Source organism: Rummeliibacillus sp. JY-2-4R (genome assembly GCF_053847205.1).
In genome coordinates this window covers 3,301,819-3,324,180 of the sequence record NZ_CM132623.1, presented here as the reverse complement: position 1 = coordinate 3,324,180, position 22,362 = coordinate 3,301,819, and the positions used below count along the sequence as shown (strand labels likewise).

16 protein-coding genes and 1 other annotated feature are annotated in these 22,362 nt (G+C 34.7%); of the genes, 13 read left to right on the top strand and 3 right to left on the bottom strand.

Annotated features, from left to right (window positions below; translation table 11 throughout):
• The first annotated feature begins 7 nt into the window (after positions 1–7).
• The 9 genes from ACWV26_RS16250 to ACWV26_RS16210 all read left to right on the top strand — a co-directional run bounded on the left by ACWV26_RS16250 (position 8) and on the right by ACWV26_RS16210 (position 11,843).
• Entirely contained in the window at positions 8–1,354 is a 1,347-nt protein-coding gene (locus ACWV26_RS16250) for a GntP family permease (RefSeq protein ID WP_455895750.1), read from the top strand.
• Between the two features lie 267 nt (positions 1,355–1,621).
• Entirely contained in the window at positions 1,622–2,446 is an 825-nt protein-coding gene (locus ACWV26_RS16245; protein WP_455895749.1) for a DUF2785 domain-containing protein, read from the top strand.
• Positions 2,447–3,111: 665 nt separating this feature from the next.
• Positions 3,112–4,740 (top strand): peptide ABC transporter substrate-binding protein, encoded by a 1,629-nt coding sequence (locus ACWV26_RS16240; protein WP_455895748.1) that lies wholly within the window; start codon positions 3,112–3,114, stop codon positions 4,738–4,740.
• Between the two features lie 126 nt (positions 4,741–4,866).
• Positions 4,867–5,796, top strand: a complete 930-nt coding sequence (locus ACWV26_RS16235; RefSeq protein WP_455895747.1) for an ABC transporter permease — start codon at positions 4,867–4,869, stop codon at positions 5,794–5,796.
• Positions 5,796–6,731, top strand: a complete 936-nt coding sequence (locus ACWV26_RS16230; RefSeq protein WP_455895746.1) for an ABC transporter permease — start codon at positions 5,796–5,798, stop codon at positions 6,729–6,731. The genes ACWV26_RS16235 and ACWV26_RS16230 overlap by 1 nt, the downstream gene beginning before the upstream one ends.
• A 27-nt stretch (positions 6,732–6,758) precedes the next feature.
• Complete coding sequence (locus ACWV26_RS16225) at positions 6,759–7,817, top strand: ABC transporter ATP-binding protein (RefSeq protein ID WP_455895745.1); 1,059 nt, start codon at positions 6,759–6,761, stop codon at positions 7,815–7,817.
• A complete protein-coding gene (locus tag ACWV26_RS16220) occupies positions 7,810–8,706 on the top strand; it encodes an ABC transporter ATP-binding protein (protein ID WP_455895744.1) in 897 nt (298 codons plus the stop codon). The genes ACWV26_RS16225 and ACWV26_RS16220 overlap by 8 nt, the downstream gene beginning before the upstream one ends.
• 452 nt (positions 8,707–9,158) lie before the next feature.
• Positions 9,159–10,802 carry a peptide ABC transporter substrate-binding protein gene (locus ACWV26_RS16215; protein WP_455895743.1) on the top strand — a complete coding sequence of 548 codons (1,644 nt, stop codon included), beginning with the start codon at positions 9,159–9,161 and terminating at the stop codon, positions 10,800–10,802.
• A gap of 249 nt (positions 10,803–11,051) precedes the next feature.
• Complete coding sequence (locus ACWV26_RS16210) at positions 11,052–11,843, top strand: HAD family hydrolase (RefSeq protein WP_455895742.1); 792 nt, start codon at positions 11,052–11,054, stop codon at positions 11,841–11,843.
• A 439-nt stretch (positions 11,844–12,282) separates the two neighbouring features.
• Here the strand turns inward: ACWV26_RS16210 and serA are convergent, their stop codons facing one another.
• A complete protein-coding gene (gene serA, locus ACWV26_RS16205; RefSeq protein WP_455895741.1) occupies positions 12,283–13,869 on the bottom strand; it encodes a phosphoglycerate dehydrogenase in 1,587 nt (528 codons plus the stop codon).
• Positions 13,870–13,884: 15 nt separating this feature from the next.
• A complete protein-coding gene (locus tag ACWV26_RS16200; protein WP_455895740.1) occupies positions 13,885–15,057 on the bottom strand; it encodes a pyridoxal-phosphate-dependent aminotransferase family protein in 1,173 nt (390 codons plus the stop codon).
• Between the two features lie 152 nt (positions 15,058–15,209).
• Positions 15,210–15,442: a binding site (T-box leader), on the bottom strand.
• Positions 15,443–15,844: 402 nt separating this feature from the next.
• Here ACWV26_RS16200 and ACWV26_RS16195 point away from each other — a divergent pair.
• Complete coding sequence (locus ACWV26_RS16195; RefSeq protein ID WP_455895739.1) at positions 15,845–16,633, top strand: enoyl-CoA hydratase; 789 nt, start codon at positions 15,845–15,847, stop codon at positions 16,631–16,633.
• 278 nt (positions 16,634–16,911) lie between these two features.
• Here the strand turns inward: ACWV26_RS16195 and ACWV26_RS16190 are convergent, their stop codons facing one another.
• Positions 16,912–17,106, bottom strand: coding sequence for a YhzD family protein (locus ACWV26_RS16190; RefSeq protein ID WP_455895738.1), 195 nt, complete (start codon positions 17,104–17,106; stop codon positions 16,912–16,914).
• A gap of 147 nt (positions 17,107–17,253) precedes the next feature.
• Between ACWV26_RS16190 and ACWV26_RS16185 the strand changes: the two genes are divergently transcribed.
• From ACWV26_RS16185 to yhaM, 3 genes are read left to right on the top strand one after another with little or no spacing between them, the layout of a single operon-like run.
• Positions 17,254–18,477, top strand: a complete 1,224-nt coding sequence (locus ACWV26_RS16185) for a metallophosphoesterase family protein (protein ID WP_455895737.1) — start codon at positions 17,254–17,256, stop codon at positions 18,475–18,477.
• An 11-nt stretch (positions 18,478–18,488) separates the two neighbouring features.
• Positions 18,489–21,383: an AAA family ATPase gene (locus tag ACWV26_RS16180; RefSeq protein ID WP_455895736.1), complete on the top strand. Its 2,895-nt coding sequence runs from the start codon at positions 18,489–18,491 to the stop codon at positions 21,381–21,383.
• Positions 21,380–22,318: a 3'-5' exoribonuclease YhaM gene (yhaM, locus tag ACWV26_RS16175; protein ID WP_455895735.1), complete on the top strand. Its 939-nt coding sequence runs from the start codon at positions 21,380–21,382 to the stop codon at positions 22,316–22,318. Before ACWV26_RS16180 ends, yhaM begins: the two co-directional genes overlap by 4 nt.
• Positions 22,319–22,362 lie beyond the last annotated feature (44 nt).

The window sequence follows — 22,362 nt, the reverse complement described above, 5'->3', positions numbered from 1 at the left end:
TGTTAATATGTTATTTCTTATTATATTAATTGGTGTATTGTTTATCGTGTTTTCCACTGCAAAGCTGAAATTGCATCCATTTTTGGCTCTAATTATTGCAGCTTTCTTTGTTGGAATCGCGTCAGGTATGCCGCTTCTGGATGTTGTCAAGAATATTAATGAAGGTTTCGGGGGATTGATGACAAACATCGGGATTGTGATTATTGCAGGAACAATTATCGGTGTTATTCTTGAAAAATCAGGTGCAGCATACCGAATGGCTGAAGTAGTCTTACGAATTCTTGGTGAAAAAAGACCACAGCTTGCTATGAGTATTATTGGGTATATTGTTTCTATTCCAGTATTTTGTGATTCAGGTTTCATTATTTTATCAAGTTTACAAAAGTCTTTAGCTAAACGAGCAAAAGTTAAAGTTGCATCTATGGCTGTAGCATTAGCAACTGGTCTATATGCAACGCATACATTAGTTCCACCAACTCCGGGGCCAATAGCAGCTGCTGGGAATATTGGGGCAACTAATTATCTTGGAACAATCATTTTGGTAGGTTTGATAGTAGCAATTCCAGCGACAATTGTTGGTTATTTGTGGGCAGTTAAGATAGGTACGAAGATTGATGTTCCAGCTGATCACGAAGAGGTTTTAGACTATGATGAAGTGATTAAATCTTTTGGTAAAATGCCTTCTACATTTAAAGCATTCTTGCCTATCGTTCTACCAATTGTATTAATTGGTATTGGATCAATCGCGGCATTAACAATAGATAATCATTCAGGTTTGTCCCATTTCCTACAATTTGTTGGTTCACCATCTGTAGCATTACTATTTGGTGTATTAGCTTCATTTTTATTACTTCCTGAAATAAGTGAAGTGACATTAAATGATTGGATTGGAGAAAGTTTGAAAGAAGCGGCACCCATTCTATTAATTACTGGTGCAGGTGGTGCTTTTGGGACGATTATAAAAAATACTGGTGTAGCAGATATTCTACAATCAATGGACTTAGGTGTATTATCACAAGGTTTGTTGTTCTTATTAGTCCCATTTTTAATTGCAGCAGCATTAAAATCCGCACAAGGTTCATCTACTGCTGCTTTAGTTATTACTTCATCATTAATTGCTCCAATGCTACCTACATTAGGAATTGAAGGCGCACTACCATTAGCATTAGTAGTTATGGCAGTTGGTGCTGGTGCAATGACAGTTAGCCATGTAAATGATAGTTTCTTTTGGGTTGTCACACAATTTAGTGGTATGAAAGTTACCGATGCTTATAAGGCGCAAACAATGGCAACATTACTACAAGGGATTACAACAATCCTCGTTACAATGATTATTTGGCTTCTGTTTGTTTAATTCACGTTTATATCATGAAGTCTATATAAAAGCAAAAAGAGAGCGTAGTGTGAAAAAAATACACTAGCTCTTTTTTAATAAAACGAATATTGTACAAGCCATGCATACATCTACCAATGAATACATACCATAGAACATACCAAGCATCAGACAACATCAAACTAGAATGCTATAATAATAAAATCAATACAGAGTAATCGACATAATAATATAAAAAGCAATATTTTGAGTTCAGTCGATAAAGTATTCGTATTGGAGGTCTCTTTTATGGATGAAAAACAATTACAAAAACAACTATTAGATATTCGAAGCGGGGAAGTTACACGGGAGGAAATCAATCAACAAGAATTGATTGACGCCATGATGGAGCATATTGGCTCACCTGAAATCGAACTTAGAGAAGACTTAATCTATCGGGAGTTTAATTATTTAATTCATGATGATCATATATCGGATGAGTCACTCGTCAATTTGCTAAACAAAGCACTAGGGGACGAGTATCTATTTTTTGAAATTGGGGAAGTTGGCACAAATCATATTTTCAAACGAGCACATTCCGTCTTACTTATATCATTAATATTAGCAAAGGATTTAGAACGCTCATTTATCACCTTACCATTACTCGATAAAGTAAAAAATGAACTCCTTCTCTATTTAGATTTAGAGCAAGACTTAAGAGGGTATATTCCTGAAAAAGGATGGGCGTACAGTGTAGCATTAACTGCCGATGCAATTAATGAATTGGTCAAAAATCCTAAGTTAAATGTTCAACACTATCCCGACATATATCAAGCATTAGTAAATAAAGTATTTACTTATGCTGATGTTTATATTGCTGATGAGGACGAACATATACTAAAACCAATTATGACGATGTTAGAAATTGGGTTACCTTATAAAATCGTAGAGGAATTATCAATTATAGTACCTAAGTTTTTAAAACAACAAAAAGATAAAATTGATGAAGAAAAATACTTAAAGCTTCATACAAATTGCAAAAGCTTTTTAAAAAGCTTCTATATATCTACTGCTGCAAATGAAAAGTACAAATCAATTCAACAATCGATTAGTAGTTGCCTAGCTGAAATTTAAAACGATGTAAATCTGGGAAATAAAACTTAAGTCTTTCCATCTCTGAATAATTATTCGAAATGCAGTGATTGAATTTTTTAACCCACAATCATGGAATTTCGTTCACAATCGGTCATAATTATAAAAAATCAATCATGCTAGCTTTAGACTATTTTAATAAATCTAATGCATTCTTTTGTTTAAATTATACTAGAAAAGTAAAATGATAAAAAAACCTGTATTTATTTAATAAAAATACAGGTTTTTTTATGTCGAATTTAAAATAATTAAGTATTTAATCCCTTAGAAGTCTCAAAATAATATATACTAAGGTGGCATAAAATGTAAATTTTTTTGATGGTGAATATAAATCTATCATACTTTAGTATATTAGTGCGCTAATATTTTTTAAAATTGTGACAATAGACTGAATATACAGTAAGTTATAATTATATATTAAGAACTATAAATATTAGTTATTCGACTATTTTGACCATTTATTTTTAATAAAAATACAGAAATATAAAGTAAAGTTTGAAATAGGTGATAGTTTTGAATTACTTCATTTATTGCGAATTTAAAAATATTCTATCAACTTCTTTATTTATGGTTATTTGTTTGATATAGTATTAACAGCTATTTAAAAATAGCGAAAATTCTATATTATATTTAGGGGGATTTATAACATGAAGAAGAAAAACTTTATGTGGTTAACAATCCTTGCTGCTCTTACTTTAGTATTAGGGGCTTGTGGCTTCGGTGGAGATTCTTCAAAAGATTCTTCAACAAAATCTGGAGAAAAAAATCTGAATCTTGCAATCGCTTCAGAACCACCTAGCTTAAACCCACAATTAGCAACAGATTCTCAATCTGGATCGATTCTTAACGGGGTATTCGAAGGTTTAACTCGTGTAAATGATAAAGATGAAGTTGAAAACGCTATAGCTAAAGATATAAAAGTTAGCGATGATAAGTTAACTTACACATTCACTTTACGTGATGCAAAATGGTCAAACGGAGATCCTGTTGTTGCAGGTGACTTCGAATATGCATGGAAATGGGCGCTAGACCCTAAAAATGCTTCTCAATATGCTTACATCTTATATCCTATTAAAGGTGCTGAAGCATTCAACACTGGTAAAGGTAAAGCTGACGCTGTTGGTGTAAAAGCAATTGATGACAAAACTCTAGAAGTAAAATTAAACAATCCAACACCTTACTTTACAAAATTAACTGCATTCTATACTTACATGCCAGTTGATCAAAAAGTAGCTGAAGCTAACAAAAAATGGGCTTCTGATGCTGGTAAAGACTATGTAACAAACGGACCATTTGAATTATCTGAATGGAAACACAATGAATCAGTAACATTGAAAAAATCTCAAAACTACTGGGATAAAGCAAATGTAGGTTTAGATTCAGTTAAAATTGCAATGGTTGAATCTAATGCAACAGTTGATCGTATGTACCAAAGTGGTGACCTTGATTTTGTAGGTGCTCCATTTGGAAGCGTATCACTTGATAAAATTGATACTTATAAGAAAGACAAATCTTTACACATCTCTGATTTAGCATCAAGCTATGATTACAGATTCAATACGAATGATAAATTCATGAAAAATGAAAATATTCGTAAAGCATTAACTCTAGCTATTAATCGCCAAGACTTAATTAATAACATTACTAAAGGTGAACAAAAACCTGCTTATGGTATCGTTCCTAAATCAATCGCTGGTTTTGAAAACCAAACACAATTCTTCAAAGATAACGACATTGAAGGTGCAAAAGCTGCCCTTCAACAAGGTATGAAAGAATTAGGTATTAAAAATCCAAGCGATATTAAAATCAAACTTTCTATTAACACTGATGAAGGTCACCAAGCTATCGCTCAATTCATCCAAGAAGGATGGCATAAAAACCTAGGTGTTGATGTAACAATTGATACATCTGAATGGCAAGTATTCTTAGACAAAATGAGTAAAATCGATTACCAAGTTGGTCGTATGGGTTGGACTGCTGATTATAATGATCCAAACACATTCTTAGATTCATACACAACTGCTGATAATGGTAACAACATGACTGGTTGGGAAAATCCAAAATATAAAGACTTAATGACGAAAGCTACTAAAGAAACTGATGAAGCGAAACGTATGGAACTTCTAAAACAAGCTGAACAATTAATTATGTCTGAATATGTAGTAGCACCAATTTATGATTACACTAACCTATATGTTGCAAAAGACTATGTGAAAAACATGGCTCCTGACTTACTAGGCAACATTAACCTTAAAAACGTTAAAATTGAAAAATAATCAATAACACTTTGTATTACTAGCCTTTCGGTAAGTAATGCCAAATAGGGTTGCCGGGCATCATTTCGGTGATGACTTTAGGCAACCCCTTCTATATTATGAATGAACCTAAAGGAGGCTACGTGAATGGTTAAGTATATTTTAAAAAGACTTGTTTATATACTAGTTGCACTTTTTGTAATCGTAACTGCTACATTCTTCCTTATGAGAATTGCCCCTGGTAGCCCATTTGCTAGTGAAAAGAGTGTGCCACCTGAAATTCAGCAAGCTCTTAATAAGGAATATGGATTAGATAATCCATGGTATGTCCAATATAAAGACTATTTAGTTTCCACTGCAAAATTTGATTTTGGTGAATCTATGAAATACAAAGATCGTTCTACAAATGATATGATCTCTGAGAGTTTCCCAATTTCTTTGACATTAGGTATTGAAGCGATGATTCTTGCAGTGGGCTTTGGTGTATTAATAGGTGCTATAACAGCTCTATATCACAACAAATTCCCCGATTACTTAGGGACTACATTTGCTGTCCTAGGAATATCCATTCCGTCCTTTATTTTGGCGGGTTTATTACAATACTTTGTAGGTTTAAAAATGCAACTACTACCGATTAGTGGTTGGAATGGTTTTGTCTACAGTATTATGCCAGCACTTGCAATTGCGATCACACACATGGGTTTTATCGCAAAACTAACACGTTCAAGTATGCTTGAACAAAATAACAGTGAATATGTGAAAATGGCACGCGCTAAAGGGATTGGTAAATGGACAATTGTCTTCAAACACACCCTACGAAACGCTCTTCTACCAGTTATTACCTATCTAGGACCATTAGCTGCTGGTGTTATCACAGGTAGTTTCATCGTGGAACAAATCTTTGCGATTCCTGGCCTAGGTAAATACTTCGTGACAAGTATTACAAACCGTGACTATACAGTAATAATGGGTACTACAGTATTCTATTCTATTATTCTATTATTCGCGGTATTAATAGTAGATATTCTTTATGGATTTATCGATCCACGTATTAAATTGAGAGGAGCGAAAAAATAATGACACAACCTGTAAATGAAATTCCTAAAATTTCAAAGGACAAATTTACAATTGTTGGCGGAAATCATGCTGAAACAGAAAAACTTGCAGACAAATCTGTTTCCTTCTGGAAAGAAGTTAGGCTTCGTTTCTCACATAACAAATTAGCCATTGTAGGTTTAATCCTGTTAATAATTGTTGCATTACTTGCAATTTTCGTTCCTTTATTTTCACCATATAGTTATCGTGAACAATTAGGTGTATATAATGCCCCTCCATCAGCGAAGCATTGGTTTGGTACAGACGATCTTGGTCGTGATGTCTTTGTTCGTGTTTGGGTAGGTGCTCGAATCTCACTATTCATCGGGATAGCTGCAGCGATCATTGACTTAATTATCGGTGTTGCTTGGGGAGCGATTGCTGGACTTGTAGGCGGGCGTGTAGATGATATCATGATGCGTATTGCCGATGTATTAACAGCAGTTCCTTATCTATTAGTAGTTATTATTCTATTAGTAGTTTTGCAACCAGGTTTACTCCCAATGATTATTGCATTATCCATTACAGGATGGGTGAATATGGCCCGTATTGTACGTGGTGAAGTATTGTCCATTAAGAATCAAGAATATGTGTTAGCAGCAAGAACACTCGGTGCTGGAACAAGCCATATTATAATGAAACACTTAGTGCCAAACGCACTTGGCGCAATCTTAGTAACAATGACTCTAACAATTCCAAACGCTATTTTCACTGAATCGTTCTTAAGTTATTTAGGTTTAGGTGTACCTGCACCAATGGCCAGCTGGGGAACAATGGCTTCTGAAGGGAATAATGCAATCGATACTGCACCATGGCGTCTAATCTTCCCTGCAGCCTTTATCTCTATTACAATCTTTGCTTTTAATGCTGTAGGCGATGGTCTTCGCGATGCATTAGATCCAAAACTACGTAAATAATCATGTAAGGAAGAAGTAGGTGAGAAAATGAGTAACACATTATTAGAAGTAAAAGACTTACAAATCAACTTTAAAACCTATGCAGGGGTTGTTCATGCTGTACGTGGTGTGAGTTTTGATCTGAAACAAGGTGAAACACTTGCCATCGTTGGTGAATCAGGTTCTGGTAAAAGTGTTACTAGTAACGCTTTAATGAAACTCATTCCTCAACCACCAGGCATTTATGCAAATGGTCAAATTCTTTTTGAAGGACGAGACCTTGTTTCTGCATCTGAAAAAGAAATGCAAAAAATTCGTGGTAATGATATTGCGATGATTTTCCAAGATCCTATGACAGCTTTAAACCCAACGATGAAAGTTGGAAAGCAAATCATGGAAGTTATTTTAAAACATAACAAAAAAACAACAAGAGAATCAGCAAAGAAACGTGCCATTGAGTTATTAGATGAAGTGGGGATTCCATTCCCAGAAAAACGATTTAAGCAATATCCACATGAATTTTCAGGTGGTATGCGTCAACGTGTAGTTATTGCAATTGCACTTGCAGCTGAACCTAAGCTTCTAATTGCTGATGAGCCAACAACTGCTCTTGACGTTACGATTCAAGCTCAAATTATTGAATTGATGAAAGATATTCAAAAGAGAAGCAAAACATCTATTATTTTCATTACTCATGACCTTGGGGTTGTGGCGAATATCGCAGACCGCGTAGCTGTTATGTATGCGGGTCAAATTGTGGAATACGGTAATGTAAATGAGATTTTCTACAATCCAAAACATCCATATACATGGGGGTTACTTGGTTCGATGCCTGATCTTGATAATAAGACAGATGAATTGTTACGTACAATTCCTGGTTCACCTCCAGACTTAATCCACCCACCAAAAGGGGATGCATTTGCACCGCGTAATGAATTTGCAATGCAAATCGATTATGAACAGGAGCCACCTATGTTTAAAGTAAGTGATACACACTATGCGAAAACATGGTTATTACACCCTGATGCACCGAATGTTCCAGTACCAGAAGCGGTTCAAAAACGAATCGATGGTTATTTAGCAAAGGAAGGTGCTCAAAATGCCTGAGAAAATTTTAGAAGTAAAAAATTTAAAACAGCATTTCGGTACGATTCAAGCTGTTGATGGAATCAGCTTTGATGTGTATAAAGGTGAAACACTAGGTCTTGTAGGAGAATCTGGTTGCGGTAAATCTACAACTGGACGCTCAATTATTGGCCTTTATGATATTACAGATGGCGAAATCATTTTTAACGGCAAAGATATTCACAGTAAAAAATCTAAAAGTGAATTAAAAAAATTCAAACGTGAAATGCAAATGATTTTCCAGGATCCATATGCATCTTTAAATCCACGTATGACAGCTGGAGAAATTATTGCAGAGGGCTTTGATATTCACGGCCTTTACAAAAATAAGGCCGAACGTAAAGAACAAATTGGTTCACTATTAGAAGCTGTTGGTTTAAACAGAGAACATATGAACCGTTATGCACATGAATTCTCAGGTGGTCAACGCCAACGTATTGGTATTGCTAGAGCACTTAGCTTAAACCCAAGTTTTATCATTGCCGATGAACCAATTTCAGCACTTGATGTATCCATTCAAGCACAAGTAGTAAACTTACTAAAAGAGCTTCAAATGAAACATAGTTTAACGTATCTGTTTATCGCTCATGATCTATCTATGGTTAAATATATCAGTGACCGAATCGCTGTAATGCGTCGTGGTAAAATCTTAGAACTCGGTACTGCAGATGATATCTATCACCATCCTGTACATCCATATACGCAATCACTACTTTCTGCGATTCCACTACCAGATCCAATCTCAGAAAGTAAACGTACACGTATTCCATATCAACATGAGGAAACAGGGGATAACGCATCAACTCATGAAGTCTTTCCTGGACACTTTGTTTATGGAACAGATGAACAGATTGCTAGATGGACAAAATAATTAATTCAAATGCCAAGATCTAAAACTAGGTCTTGGTTTTTTTATTGAACAGGACTGCGCAGAGGACTTAAATAATCGTCAGCCGGATACAACATTGCAAGTAGTAGAAACTAACCTCTAACATGAGTTGTTTGCTAAATTCGACACTTTACTACTTTAGTGTGATAGAAATTTTCAGAAAAACATTTCAAAAGATAAAACATCCCAATGTATAAACATTCAAGTAATATATTGTTTAGCAAATATAACAGTTAAAATACATAAATAGTTAATTAAAACGTGAATATTTATCCACTAAATATTTATATGACGTAAATTTTAGATAATTTATTGTTTTTGGAAAAGTGAGAAATTTTGTTTTTTTATAGTGAATCCTCTGCTATAGTAATAGATAGTAGTTACTTTTGGTTAGTAACTATCGAAAATTTTCACCAAAAATAAGGGGGATTATTATGAAGAAAAAGGTTTTTTCACTACTGCTATTATCAGCATTAATGCTTGTATTAGCAGCATGTAACTTCGGGGGTTCTTCAGATAAAAGTAGTGATTCATCTAAAACTGCTGATACAAAATCTGAAGATAAAACATTGAATCTAACAATTCCATCCGAGCCACCAAGTTTGAATCCACAACTTGCAACTGATAGTACATCAGGAGCTATTTTGCGTTCAGTATTTGAAGGTCTAACTCGCGTTGACAAAGATGGTAATGTACAAAATGCTGTTGCTGAGGATGTAAAAGTAAGCGATGACAAATTAACTTATACATTCAAGCTACGTGATTCTAAATGGACAAACGGCGATCCAGTTGTTGCAGGAGATTTCGCATATGCATGGAAATGGGCATTAGACCCTAAAAATGCATCTGAATATGCATCTATCCTTTATCCAATCAAAGGCGCTCAAGCGTATAACGAAGGAAAAGGTTCAGCTGATGATCTTGGTATTAAAGTAATTGATGACAAAACTTTAGAAGTAACACTTGAGAATCCAACACCTTACTTCTTAGAATTAACTGCATTCTATACTTATAAACCAGTTAATGAAAAAGTGGCAAAAGCTAACAAAAAATGGGCTTCTGATGCTGGTGATAATTATGTAACAAATGGACCTTTCACATTAGCTGAATGGAAACACAGTGACTCCATTACACTTAAAAAGAATCCAGATTACTTTGATGCTGATAATGTAGCATTAAACACAGTTAATATTAAAATGGTTGAATCAGAAACTACTGCTAATCGTATGTTTAAAAGTGGAGATATTGACTATTTAGGATCTCCATTCCAAACGGTTCCACTTGATGCAATTGATGGTTATAAAAAAGATAAAACTTTAAATATCGAGGATTACGCAGCTATTTATGAATACAAATTCAACACTAAAGGTAAATACACAAGTAATCAAAACATCCGTAAAGCTCTAACTTTAGCAATTAACCGTGAAGCATTAATTAAAGACGTTGTGAAAGGTGAACAAACTCCAGCGCTAGGTATGGTGCCAAAAGCGGTTAAAGGATTTGAAAATCAAACAGGTTACATCAAAGACAATGATATGGCTGAAGCTAAAAAAGCTCTTGCAGCAGGTATGAAAGAATTAGGAATCAAAAATGCAAGCGATATTAAAATTGGCATTTCTATTAATACAAGTGAAGCTCATGCAGCCATCGCTCAATATATTCAAGAAGGGTGGCACAAAAACTTAGGAATCGATGTAAAAATCGATAACTCTGAATGGCAAGTATATCTAGATAAATTAACAGCTCTTGATTATGATGTTGCTCGTTTAGGCTGGATTGCAGACTACAACGATGCTTACACATTCCTAGAACGTTATGATACAGCTAAGAATGGTAATAACGATACAGGTTGGGAAAATCCAGAATACAAAGCACTTATGCAAAAAGCTGAAAAAGAAGTCAATGAAGCAAAACGTCTTGAATACTTAAAAGAAGGCGAAAAAATTCTAATGACAGATATGCCAGTTGCACCAATTTACTACTACACGAATCTTAATGTAGTAAAAGATTATGTGAAGAATATGACTCCAAACAAATTAGGTGAAATCGATCTTAAAAATGTCGATATTCAAAAGTAATGAACTGTTGAACAACTTCTAAATCAGAGTAAGAACAATCTCCCTCTATATTTTTTAAGAGGGAGATTTATTGATTTTAATATGTATAAATAGGAAAAAACATTAATAAAATTTATATATGAAGGTCAAAAATTTCAAAACCTAAATATAAAAAGTTTATAATGATATTTATAGAAAATTCCGTTATTTTTTAAGGAAACTATGCTACGATATTAATAATAAGATGAACTTTAGGGAGCGAACGCACAAGTGACAATTTCAACTTTGGTATTTGACTTAGATGATACATTATTATGGGACAAGAAAAGTATCGCAACAGCTTTTGCCTTAACATGTAAGAAGGCTGCTTCAGTTATAGATTTAAATACGGAGGCGTTAGAAGATGCTGTACGAGAGTCAGCACGTGAATTATATAGTACATACCCTACATTTCAATATACACAAATGATTGGAATTAACCCATTTGAAGGACTTTGGGGTACATTTGATGATCCAACTCCCGAATTTCAAGAACTAAAAAAGATTGCTCCAAATTATCGTAAAGATGCTTGGATAAATGGATTAGTAAAACTTGGCGTAAATGATGCCAAGCTAGGAGCAGAGCTTGCTGAATACTTTGTGGAGGCCAGAATGCAAAGTCCATTTGTTTATGAAGAAACGTTTGAAGTATTGGATTGTTTAAAAGGAAAGTATCAGCTTATTTTATTAACAAATGGTGCGCCAAGTTTACAAAATTTGAAATTGAAAATCACATCAGAAATCGTTCCTTATTTTGACCATATTATTATTTCAGGTGATTTTGGTGAAGGTAAGCCAGCAGCCTCCATTTTTAAGCATGTGCTTGAAACTGCACAGATTAGTGCAGATGAGGCGATTATGGTAGGGGATAACTTAATGACTGATATACTTGGTTCTTCTCGAGTTGGAATGCGTTCTGCATGGATAAATCGTGAAGATAAACAAAAGGTAGAGGGAATTACGCCTACTTATGAGATTCATTCACTTCATGAACTTGTTCGATTGTTAGATGAAATCCAGTAGTTAAAAATTGAAACTAGTAAAGTGGAAAATCGTTCATAACCGAGGAAGGATATGTGGCTATGAAAAAATTATTGAAAGATCCGATGTCTATAGTTGCTAGTATTTTAACTTTGGTTTTAGTGATTTATCGTTTATATTGATTTTTCTAAGAGTAGCCATGTTAGCTACTCTTTTTTTAGTTGGTCCGGCGTGTTATATAGTGAAAGACAACTATAATTTTGGGAACAGAAAGCTGTTGTGTGAAGGGGATGATGAAGGGGATAAAATCTGCTAGACAGAGCTTGCTACAAGACGTGAATTGTTGGAATCGCGGATGCAATTTCCAAAGCGCGGATATAACTTCAAATATCGCAGATAACCCTAGATATACAAAAATAATCCAATATACATAAAAAAGCAGCCTCTTTTACAAGAGACTGCTATATTTATATCTAATAATCTATAAGTTTATTGCTTTTGCTTCAAAGATATTATCTTGGTTTGTTAAGAAGTCTACATTATCTACTGAGTTATCAACTGAAAGCATCATGATTGCATTTCCGCCTTGGTTAGAACGACCAACTTGCATTGTTGCGATGTTAATTTCTTTGTCAGCAAGTAGTGTACCGACACGGCCGATTGCACCAGGTTTATCTGTGTGTTTAATGAAAATGATATGCCCTTGTGGTACAACGTCAACTACGTATTCATCCACTTGCACGATGCGTGGTCCTAGTCCATTTAGTAAAGTACCTTTTACTTTATGAGTTTCGTTTTTGGTTACTAGTTCAACAGAAATAGAGTTTAAGAATGCTTTTGCAGTTGTAGATTTATGTTCGTTAATTTTAATTGTATTACGTTCTGCTAAGTATCGAGCATTGACATTATTTACATGGTTGCCAAGATTACGAGTAAGTACACCTTTAACTGTGTTGTTTGTTAATGGGCGAACGTCGAATCCTGCAAGTTCACCAGAATAGTAAACATTTATTTCTTCAATTGCTTCATTGGTTAAGTTAGAAACAAAAGCTCCGATTTTATCTGCTAGTTCAAAGAATGGCTCTACTTTTGCAACCATGTCTTTTGGAACAGATGGCGTATTCACTGGGTTACGAACAGTACCTTCTTTGAAATAGCTTAAAATATCATTACTTACATCAATCGCAACTGATTCTTGCGCTTCGATTGTTGAAGCACCAAGGTGTGGCGTAGCAATGACTTGTGGTAAGTCAAGAAGTCGGTTACCTACGAATGGTTCATCTTCCATTACGTCTAATGCTGCACCAGCAACTTTACCAATTTCAATCGCGTTGTATAGTGCCTCTTCATCGATAATACCGCCACGAGCACAGTTAATAATGCGAACACCGTCTTTCATGACATTGAAAACATCTTCATTGATCATATGACGAGTTGAATCTAAAAGTGGTGTGTGCACCGTGATAAAGTCAGAAACTTTTGCAACATCTTCAACAGTACCAAATTCTACACCAGCTTTTTCAGCCTTTTCAGCAGTTAGGAATGGGTCGTAAGCAATAACATTCATACGGTTGCCTTTTGCGCGATGAGCAACTTCTTGACCGATTCGGCCAAAGCCGATAACCCCTAGCGTTTTGTTTTTTAACTCAACACCTACGAACTTTTTGCGATCCCAGCGACCTTCTTTTAATGATAGGTATGCATGAGGAATATGACGAGCTAAAGCCATAATCATTGCAGTTGTATGCTCTGCAGCTGAGTTTGTATTACCGTCTGGAGCGTTTATTACGATAATTCCTTTTTCAGTTGCTGCTTCAAGGTCAATGTTATCAACACCTACACCTGCACGACCAATAAGTTTTAAGTTGTCAGCCGCTTCTATGATGTCACGAGTTACTTTTGTTTGACTACGTACAAGTAATACGTCGTAGTCTTTAATAATTGTTTTTAATTCTTCTGGTGGAAGGCCAGTGTTAACCACAATATTCAAATCTAGTTGTTTTTCTTGACGAAGAGGGTAAATACCATCTTCGCTTAATGGGTCACTGATTAAAATGTTAATAGCCATCTCTACATTCGCTCCTTATTGTGCAACTTTTTCTTTTGTATTTTGTAAGTAAACCGCTTGGGCTGCAGCAGTACCAGCACCAAGTTGAATTTCTTTTCCTACTTTAATAAGGGCAATTTCCATTGCTGCTACATATTGAAGTACATCTGTAGGTGCGCAATAACCCATGTGACCAACGCGGAAGATTTCCCCTTTAAGATCTGCTTGCCCACCAGCTACTGACAGGTTGAAGTCTGCTTTTAAAACTTTACGGAATGCTTCTGCATCAAAGTCATTTGGTTTTACAGAAGTAACTGTTGGAGAACCATCTTCGTCAGATGCAAATAATGGAAGATCTAAGGCTTTGAATGCAGCACGTGTCATATCACGCATTAGTTGATGACGAGCATAGACGTTCTCAAGACCCTCTTGCTCAAAGTTCTCAAGCACTTGTTCTAAACCAAATAATAGTGATAATGCTGGTGTGAAAGGAGTCGTATCTTTGCTCAAGTTATCACGGTATTTCGTAAGGTCTAAATAGAATCCTTTTTGTGGATTAGATTCGATTACTTTCCAAGCTTGATCACTAATAGCAATGAAGTTAAGACCCGCTGGAAGCATGAATGCTTTTTGAGAACCTGTTACAACAACATCGATACCCCATTCATCCATCTTTGTTTCAACGCCTGCCATGCAAGATACACCATCGATGATTACTAAGGTTTCTTCATTTACAGCGTGAATAGCTTGAGCTAATTCACCAACTGGATTAAGTACCCCTGTAGAAGTTTCGCAGTAAGTAGAGAATACTGCTTTAATATCTGTATGTTCTTTAAGGTATTCAGCAATTTTAGCTGGTTTTAAAGCAGTACCCCATTCAACTTTGTATTCTTCTACGTTTATGTGATATGCTTCACAGATTTTTGTGAAACGATTGCCGAATACACCTGTTGCAACAACTAACACTTTATCGCCTGGTTTGACAACATTGACAATTGCAGCTTCTAAACCTGAAGTACCACTACCAGTTAGCATCATGACATCTTGTGTCGTACCAAAAACTTTTTTCAGTCTTGGCTTAATATTTTGAATCATCTGACTAGTCTCGTTGCCACGATGCCCAATCATAGGCTTTGTCATAGCGCGTTCAACACTTGGTGGAATTGGAGTTGGTCCTGGAATACGTAATAGTTGATAATCTTGTAACATGAATAATTACCCCTCTCATTTTTGGAAAGTTTACTAAACGAAGTTAAACCCCTTTAGTATTTATGATTTAGCTTCAGTGGCTAGCCCCTTTTCGGGGCTGAACGAGCCACTTCAGCTTTAAAATAAAAAAAGCTTCTCACACCCTTACCGTCGTAAGGGGCGAAAAGCTTGAATTAACAATCGCGGTACCACCCTTGTTCACTGTCCTCTTGATATGGACAGACTTTGCTATATGCGTAACGTGCATGGACCGGGTAAACCTACTGAAAAGTTCAGAATACCTACTCAGAAGTGGAACTTACCGTTGAAATCACTGATTTGCACCAACCATCAGCTCGCTGTGAGATTTTCAAATCGTTAAGCATGTCTTCGTCGTCGTATTTTTTCGTCGTATTTAAATTTAATCCCATATTAAAGCCAAAAGCACCAAGTGTCAACTGTATTTTTGTAATTTCTTAAAATTATTGTTCAATAGTATACAAATTTATAGTTAAATACGAATTTTAATATTATTTATCTATAAGAATGTTCGTCCTTATGGAAAGTACAATATTTCTTGATTTTGATGATTGAAAGCGAATGCATTCGTAATTGCTTTACCTCTAATTCTTATATTTAAATAATAAAATTAGAATATTTTGATAATTATTTATTCTAGATTATTTAGAAAATAAATCGAATTTTACTTTATATTTTTTAAAAAGTAAGAGGGATTTATTTTTAAAAATAGAATTTGTTAAGTATGTAACAAAGTAATTATTAAGTCAGGATCAAGGAGTGAATAATCATGGGCTATGAAACAATTACGGTTGAGAAAAACGGAAGGCTTGCAATTGTAAGCTTTAATCGACCAAACTCGATGAATTCTATGAATGGAGTAATGCTTGATGAATTAGCCAATTGCTTTGAAGCGTTATCTCATGAAACTGCTATTCAGGTATTAATTCTAAAGGGAAGCGGAAAAGTCTTTTCTGCAGGTGGCGATATTAAAGCAATGCTTGGAACAGAAGAAGATGCTAGCTTTGAAACAGAAAAAGTGATGGTTGATATTGCTCGATTAGTGACAGCTTACTATACATTACCAATGGTTACAATTGCAGCAGTTCATGGGGCTTCTGCTGGACTGGGATTCAGTATTACTTTAGCGAGTGATATCATTATTGCAGAAGATGATAGTAAATTAGCAATGAACTTTATAGGAATTGGTTTAATCCCTGACGGTGGTGGGCATTTCTTTATGAAAGAGCGTTTAGGCATTCCAAAGGCTATTCAAATGATTTGGGCGGGGGATGTATTAAATGTCCATGAAGCGAAGGATTTAGGGTTAGTTGATCATATTGTTGCCAAAGGATTCGCAAATGAGGAAGCAGGGCAAATAGCGCAAAAACTACTTCATGCACCACTTACTGCAATGATCGAAACGAAAAAAATTCTACATTCAACAAAATTAGATGAACTAAAAGCTATTTTAAGCAAGGAAGAAGAAGCACAAATTAGAATGCGAAAAACAGAGGATCATTTAGAAGGTATTAAAGCCTTTGTTGAAAAACGTGTTCCAAGCTTTGAAGGGAGATAAATCATAGTTTTTGTTATTTTAATATAATTAAAACTTGCGATTTATATATGCAATAGTTTGAAGCTATTTCATAATTGAAGAATTGATTATAGAATATAAACTTTTAAATTAGAAATTGTTAAATACGAAATAATTCGGTATTCTCTACAAAAAAGAAAATGCTAAAGAGAATAAGGACGTTACATTTTTAATCTGATTAAATGTAACGTCCTTTTATTTGACTGTATTTATTTAACTTAGAGTTTCATCATGATGCTGAAATGCCAATTCTTTCGATTTTACACATGAAATAATATTAATTTACCACTTGTATTTACTAGGCGATGTGTTTTTCCCGATAAACCTAGTTGTTCAATTTTTTCTGCTCCTTGTGATTTAGCTATAGCTTCGTCTGTGAACTCCCATGATTCATCTTTTACGATTTCCCCATTTTTTTCAAATGCTGTAAAACGAAATGTTTGCAAAACTACCACCCCTTTAATAAATATATATTCATTATACAAAAATAGCCAGATACTTGTATAGAAAAAAACTTAATAAAGCTCAGAAAATTGCCTATAAAAGAATGGAAATATATGATAAAATAGGAACAAATATTCGCATTGGGAGTGAGGGATTGAATGACTTCAATAAGATTTTTTCATGCAGCTGATCTACATTTGGATAGTCCATTTAAAGGAATGTCAGAGTTACCTGAAAACGGGCTAGAAAAACTACGAGATAGTACATTTGAAGCCTTTTCAGCTTTAATTCAGAAGGCAATTGAAATAAAACCTGATTTCGTGTTAATTGTAGGGGATATTTATGATGGAGAAGATCGTAGCTTACGAGCACAAAAGATTTTTCAAAATGGTATGGAAAAACTATTTGAAAATCAAATTCCTGTTGTGATTAGTTACGGAAATCATGATCATCTAAAAGGAAAATGGACACGTTTTTCCTTGCCAGAAAACGTATTCGTTATGCCGGAAAAAACAACGAAATTCGAACTTATGATTCATGATACAAAGGTTTTTATCTACGGGTTTAGTTATCCAGAACGACATGTACAACAATCAATGACTGACACCTATCCAATCGCTACAGAACAAAATGCTATTCATATAGGAATGTTGCATGGAAGTATTCAAGGGAACACAACGCATGATGTATATGCTCCCTTTAAGATTGAAGATTTATTATCCAAAAACTACGATTATTGGGCTCTGGGTCATATTCACAAGCGACAAGTTTTACATACAGACCCACCTATTATTTATCCTGGAAATATACAAAGCAGACATAAAAAAGAACAAGGTGTAAAAGGGTTTTATGATGTAACTATTTCAAATTTTGCTGCAGATTGTACTTTTGTCCCAACTTCAGCAATCGTTTTTGATCAGATTGATGTTAATTGTGAAAACTTAATCCATGCAAATGAAGTACTACTTGAATGTTCGAAAACAATAGATGTTTTTCGTAAGCAATATGGTGCTGGTGTAGTTTTTCTGCAAATAACCAATATTAACGAACAAGCTATGACCTTATTTGAAGATTCAACTAAAGATGACTGGCTAGAAGTGATTCGTGAACAAGAAGAAGAAAATACACCATTTATATGGGTTCAAGATCTCGAGATTGGAGAGTGCATTTCAGATACCTATGAACCCACCATTGCGACTGAATCTGTCATCCAAGTATTAAATAACTGGGACCGTCAACATGTAAAGGAAATAGTCAAAGACCTATACCAGCATCCTAAAGGAAGTAGATATTTAAATGATTTGTCTGGTGAGGAAATGAATGAACTTGTCTCAGAAGCAGAGCAATTATTTAAACGATTTATGAGTATGCAAAAAGGATAGGAGGTGTAATTATGTATATTCGAAGATTAGTGATTTATGGTTTCGGACAGCATGAAGAAATCACAGTTGATTTATCAAAAGGCATTAATGTGTTTTATGGTTTAAACGAGGCTGGAAAGACGACCATTCAACAATTTATACTACAAATACTTTTTGGTTTTCCATTAAAGAATCAACAACTACTTCGTTACGAACCTAAAAAGGGAAGCAAATTTGGAGGTCAAGTACATATAACGGATAAAGAATTTGGCGATTGTGTGATTGAACGAGTCAAAGGAAAAGCCGCTGGAGATGTAACTGTCTATCTTTCAAATGGGGAAAAGGGCCATGAAGAATTATTAAACAAACTATTACGAAGCTATAATCGGCAAGGCTTTGAGTCGGTATTTTCTTTCTCTGTGCATCAATTACAACAAATGGAGAATTTATCTGAAGAGGAGTTAACACGAGTTCTTCTTGCTTCTGGAACTACAGGAGCTGATCAGCTGTCAGACGTGAACCAACAATTAGAAAGAAGACAGCAGGAATTATTCAAAAAATCAGGAAAAGTGCCTCTCTTAAATCAACAAATTACAAATTTAGTATCACTTGATCATCTAATAAAAGAAGAGCGAAACAAAATTGATAAATTTGAGCCATCCATGAAAAGGATTAATGATATACAGTGTGAATTAGTACAACTCAATCAACAAGAACAACAGTTAGAAAAGAATATACAGCAATTAAATGCATTTCGTCAGCTCTCTCCGTTATTGGACGAAAAACGTAAATTGCAATCTCATTTATCTGCTATAACTTGTACATCATTTCCTGCGAATGGAGTGAATCGTTATGAACAACTGTTAGATAGAAAGTTAACAAATGAAGCGGCGCTAAAAAAAGTTCAACAGGATTATGAACGACTATTATCGAATTTGCGTTTGGAGTTCGATGAAAGTAGATTAAATACATTAAAAGAACTGGTTGATTTGGATGGAGAGTGGCGCGAATGGCAAATCCAAATCCGTCAATTAGATAGAGAAATTCAGACTCTACAGCAAGAGGTAGCTACTCAATTTCAGCTGTTAGGATTAAATAATGTAGAACAACAGCAGGCGGTCATACAAGCAGATGCTTCTTTACAGCAAGATGATCAATTCCAAAGAATGTTGAATGAGCTTCAAGAGCAAGAAGAGCACTGTCGTTTTCAACAGCGAACAGCAGATCGATTACAGGAAGAAATGCAATTACTTTCATCAAAATTAGATGAGCTATATGAAGGAAAACCTACTAAGAGTGATCAAGAACGCTTAAACAACTGGCATAAAGAAAAAGAAGAAGCTGTTGAAGCAAAAGTAATAATGCAGCACCAATCTGAAAAAGGACATGTTCAATTCGCGAGAATAATAAGTATCCTGTTACTAGCTATCTCGGTCATTGTTGGCACCATGCAAAAGAATATTATGATTGCAATTGTAGGTATTGTTGCAGCAGCCATAATTATTTTGTTATTTGGCAGACAAACAAAGCAGGGAAAAGAAATAAACAAAAGAGAAGAACTCGAAAGAAAATTGAAACACCTGCAAACGCAAAATGGAGAAATGGAAAAGTTAGAGCAATTCATTCGTCAATATAATGATCGTGTAGCATTAGTTGAGCAACAATTAGAGGATAAAGAACAAGAACAACAACAAGTATATAAAACATTAAGTAAATATCAAACACAGGCTAATCAATTTAGAGATCGATTGAATTTGTTTTTAGCCAAATTTCAGATTAATGGAGATTATCAACCTAAATTATTACAAGAACTGTTCAGAAATGTACGTGGTGTTCAACAGACATATAGTAGTTTGCAATTGAAAAGAAAGCAAAGAGCAAAACTTGAAGAATTTAGTGATGAACGTTTACAACAAGCTTCCAAAGCATGTAAAAGAGCTTGTACAACAGAAAATTTATCAACCTTCGTAGGGCAAAGTTATCAACAGATGCTAGAACAGCAGCAAATTTTAGTAAGCTCAATCGAAAGAAAGAAACAATTGCAGGAGCAGCTTGATGAGCTTCGCTTGCTTGATGAGACTTATCAAAATGAATTATTGAAATTATTAGAAGAAGCAAAAGTTGAAACAGTAGAAGCATTTTATGAAGCAGATGCACAATATAGACAATTTATGCAATTAACATATGAATTGCAGCAAATTGATGTACAACTTAAAGCTTTTGATGAAGTGGTGTTAACAATTGATGGGACAATCCAAGAAGCAGATAGTCGAATCAATGAGTACAAGAAAGCAGAAATACAAATTAGACAAAAAAAGGACGCCCTTTTAAAGGAACAAGCTACTCTTCATGTAGAAACAGAACACCTTTTACAGGATCAACAATATCGAAATCAATTACAGCAATTTGAACAACAAAAGGCGTTGTTAAACCAAAATGCAAAAGAGTGGGTTATCACAAAGCTTATTTCAAATGCGATACAAGATACTCTACATCAGTTAAAAGAAGAAAAGCTTCCAGCAGTATTAATACAATCGGAATCATACTTTAAAATATTAACAAATAATCAGTATGAATCCCTTTATTTAAATACAGAAGGAAGATTTGAAGCATTATCTGCAGATGGAATCCGTTATTCTGTTGCAGAACTATCCCAAGCAACAAAAGAGCAAGCTTATATTGCACTTCGTTTTGCATTAGCTAATTCGCTTAAACAATCTGCACCATTCCCAATTATTATGGATGATCCATTCGTCCATTTTGATCGTTTAAGATGTTCTTACATGGTACAATTAATACAAAGTACTTCAGATGAACATCAGATACTTTATTTTACATGTCATGAAGATATGATCAAGCAGTGGGAGACAGCAAATATCATCCATGTGGCAGAACTTAAAAACGAAAGGGGAATAACTTCGGTATGAATGGGGTAGCTACATTACAAGCAGGAGAACCAGTCGATCAATATTTACTCATTAAACAAGCGACAAAAGGTGTTACAACAATGGGAAAGCCATTTATGACACTAATTTTGCAGGATAAAAGTGGAAGTATTGAAGCGAAGCTATGGGATACTGGAGACGAGCAAGAAAAAATATATCAATCAGGAGGAATTGTCCGTATTGGTGGTGAAATTCACGATTATCGCGGGAAATTGCAATTACGTATAAAAACAATTCGTCCAATAAATCAAGATGAAAATATTTCAGTGTCTGAGTTAGTCCAATCTGCTGAAACACCAAAAGAGGAATTATTCGACCAATTAATGGCATTCTTCTTTGAGATTAAAAATCCAAATATTTCACGTATTACACGTTTTTTAATAATGGAAAATCAGCAGGCCTTAACCACTTATCCAGCAGCAACAAAAAATCACCACGACTATGCTTCAGGTTTGCTAGACCATGTGGTATCAATGTTGAAATTGGGTAAATCTATTGCAGACTTATATCCGACTCTCAATAGAGATTTATTATATGCAGGTATAATCTTGCATGATATTGGTAAGGTAGTAGAATTATCAGGACCAATTTCCACAACTTATACCGTAACTGGGAATATGCTTGGTCATATTTCAATCATGGTAACTGAAATTGCTATTGCAGCAGATAAGCTAAATATTGAAGGAGAAGAAGTAATGCTTCTTCAACATATGGTTTTATCACATCATGGTAAGGAAGAATGGGGAAGTCCTAAAAAACCAATGCTTCAAGAGGCTGAAATGTTACACTATATTGATAACATTGATGCCAAAATGAACACATTGAAACGTGCTCTTAACAAAACAAAACCTGGGGAATTCACAGAACGATTATTCCCACTTGATAATCGCGCGTTCTACAAACCAACCATTGAATAATTTTAAAAGGGTAAAGAAAAAACCTGGACATAACTTGTCCAGGT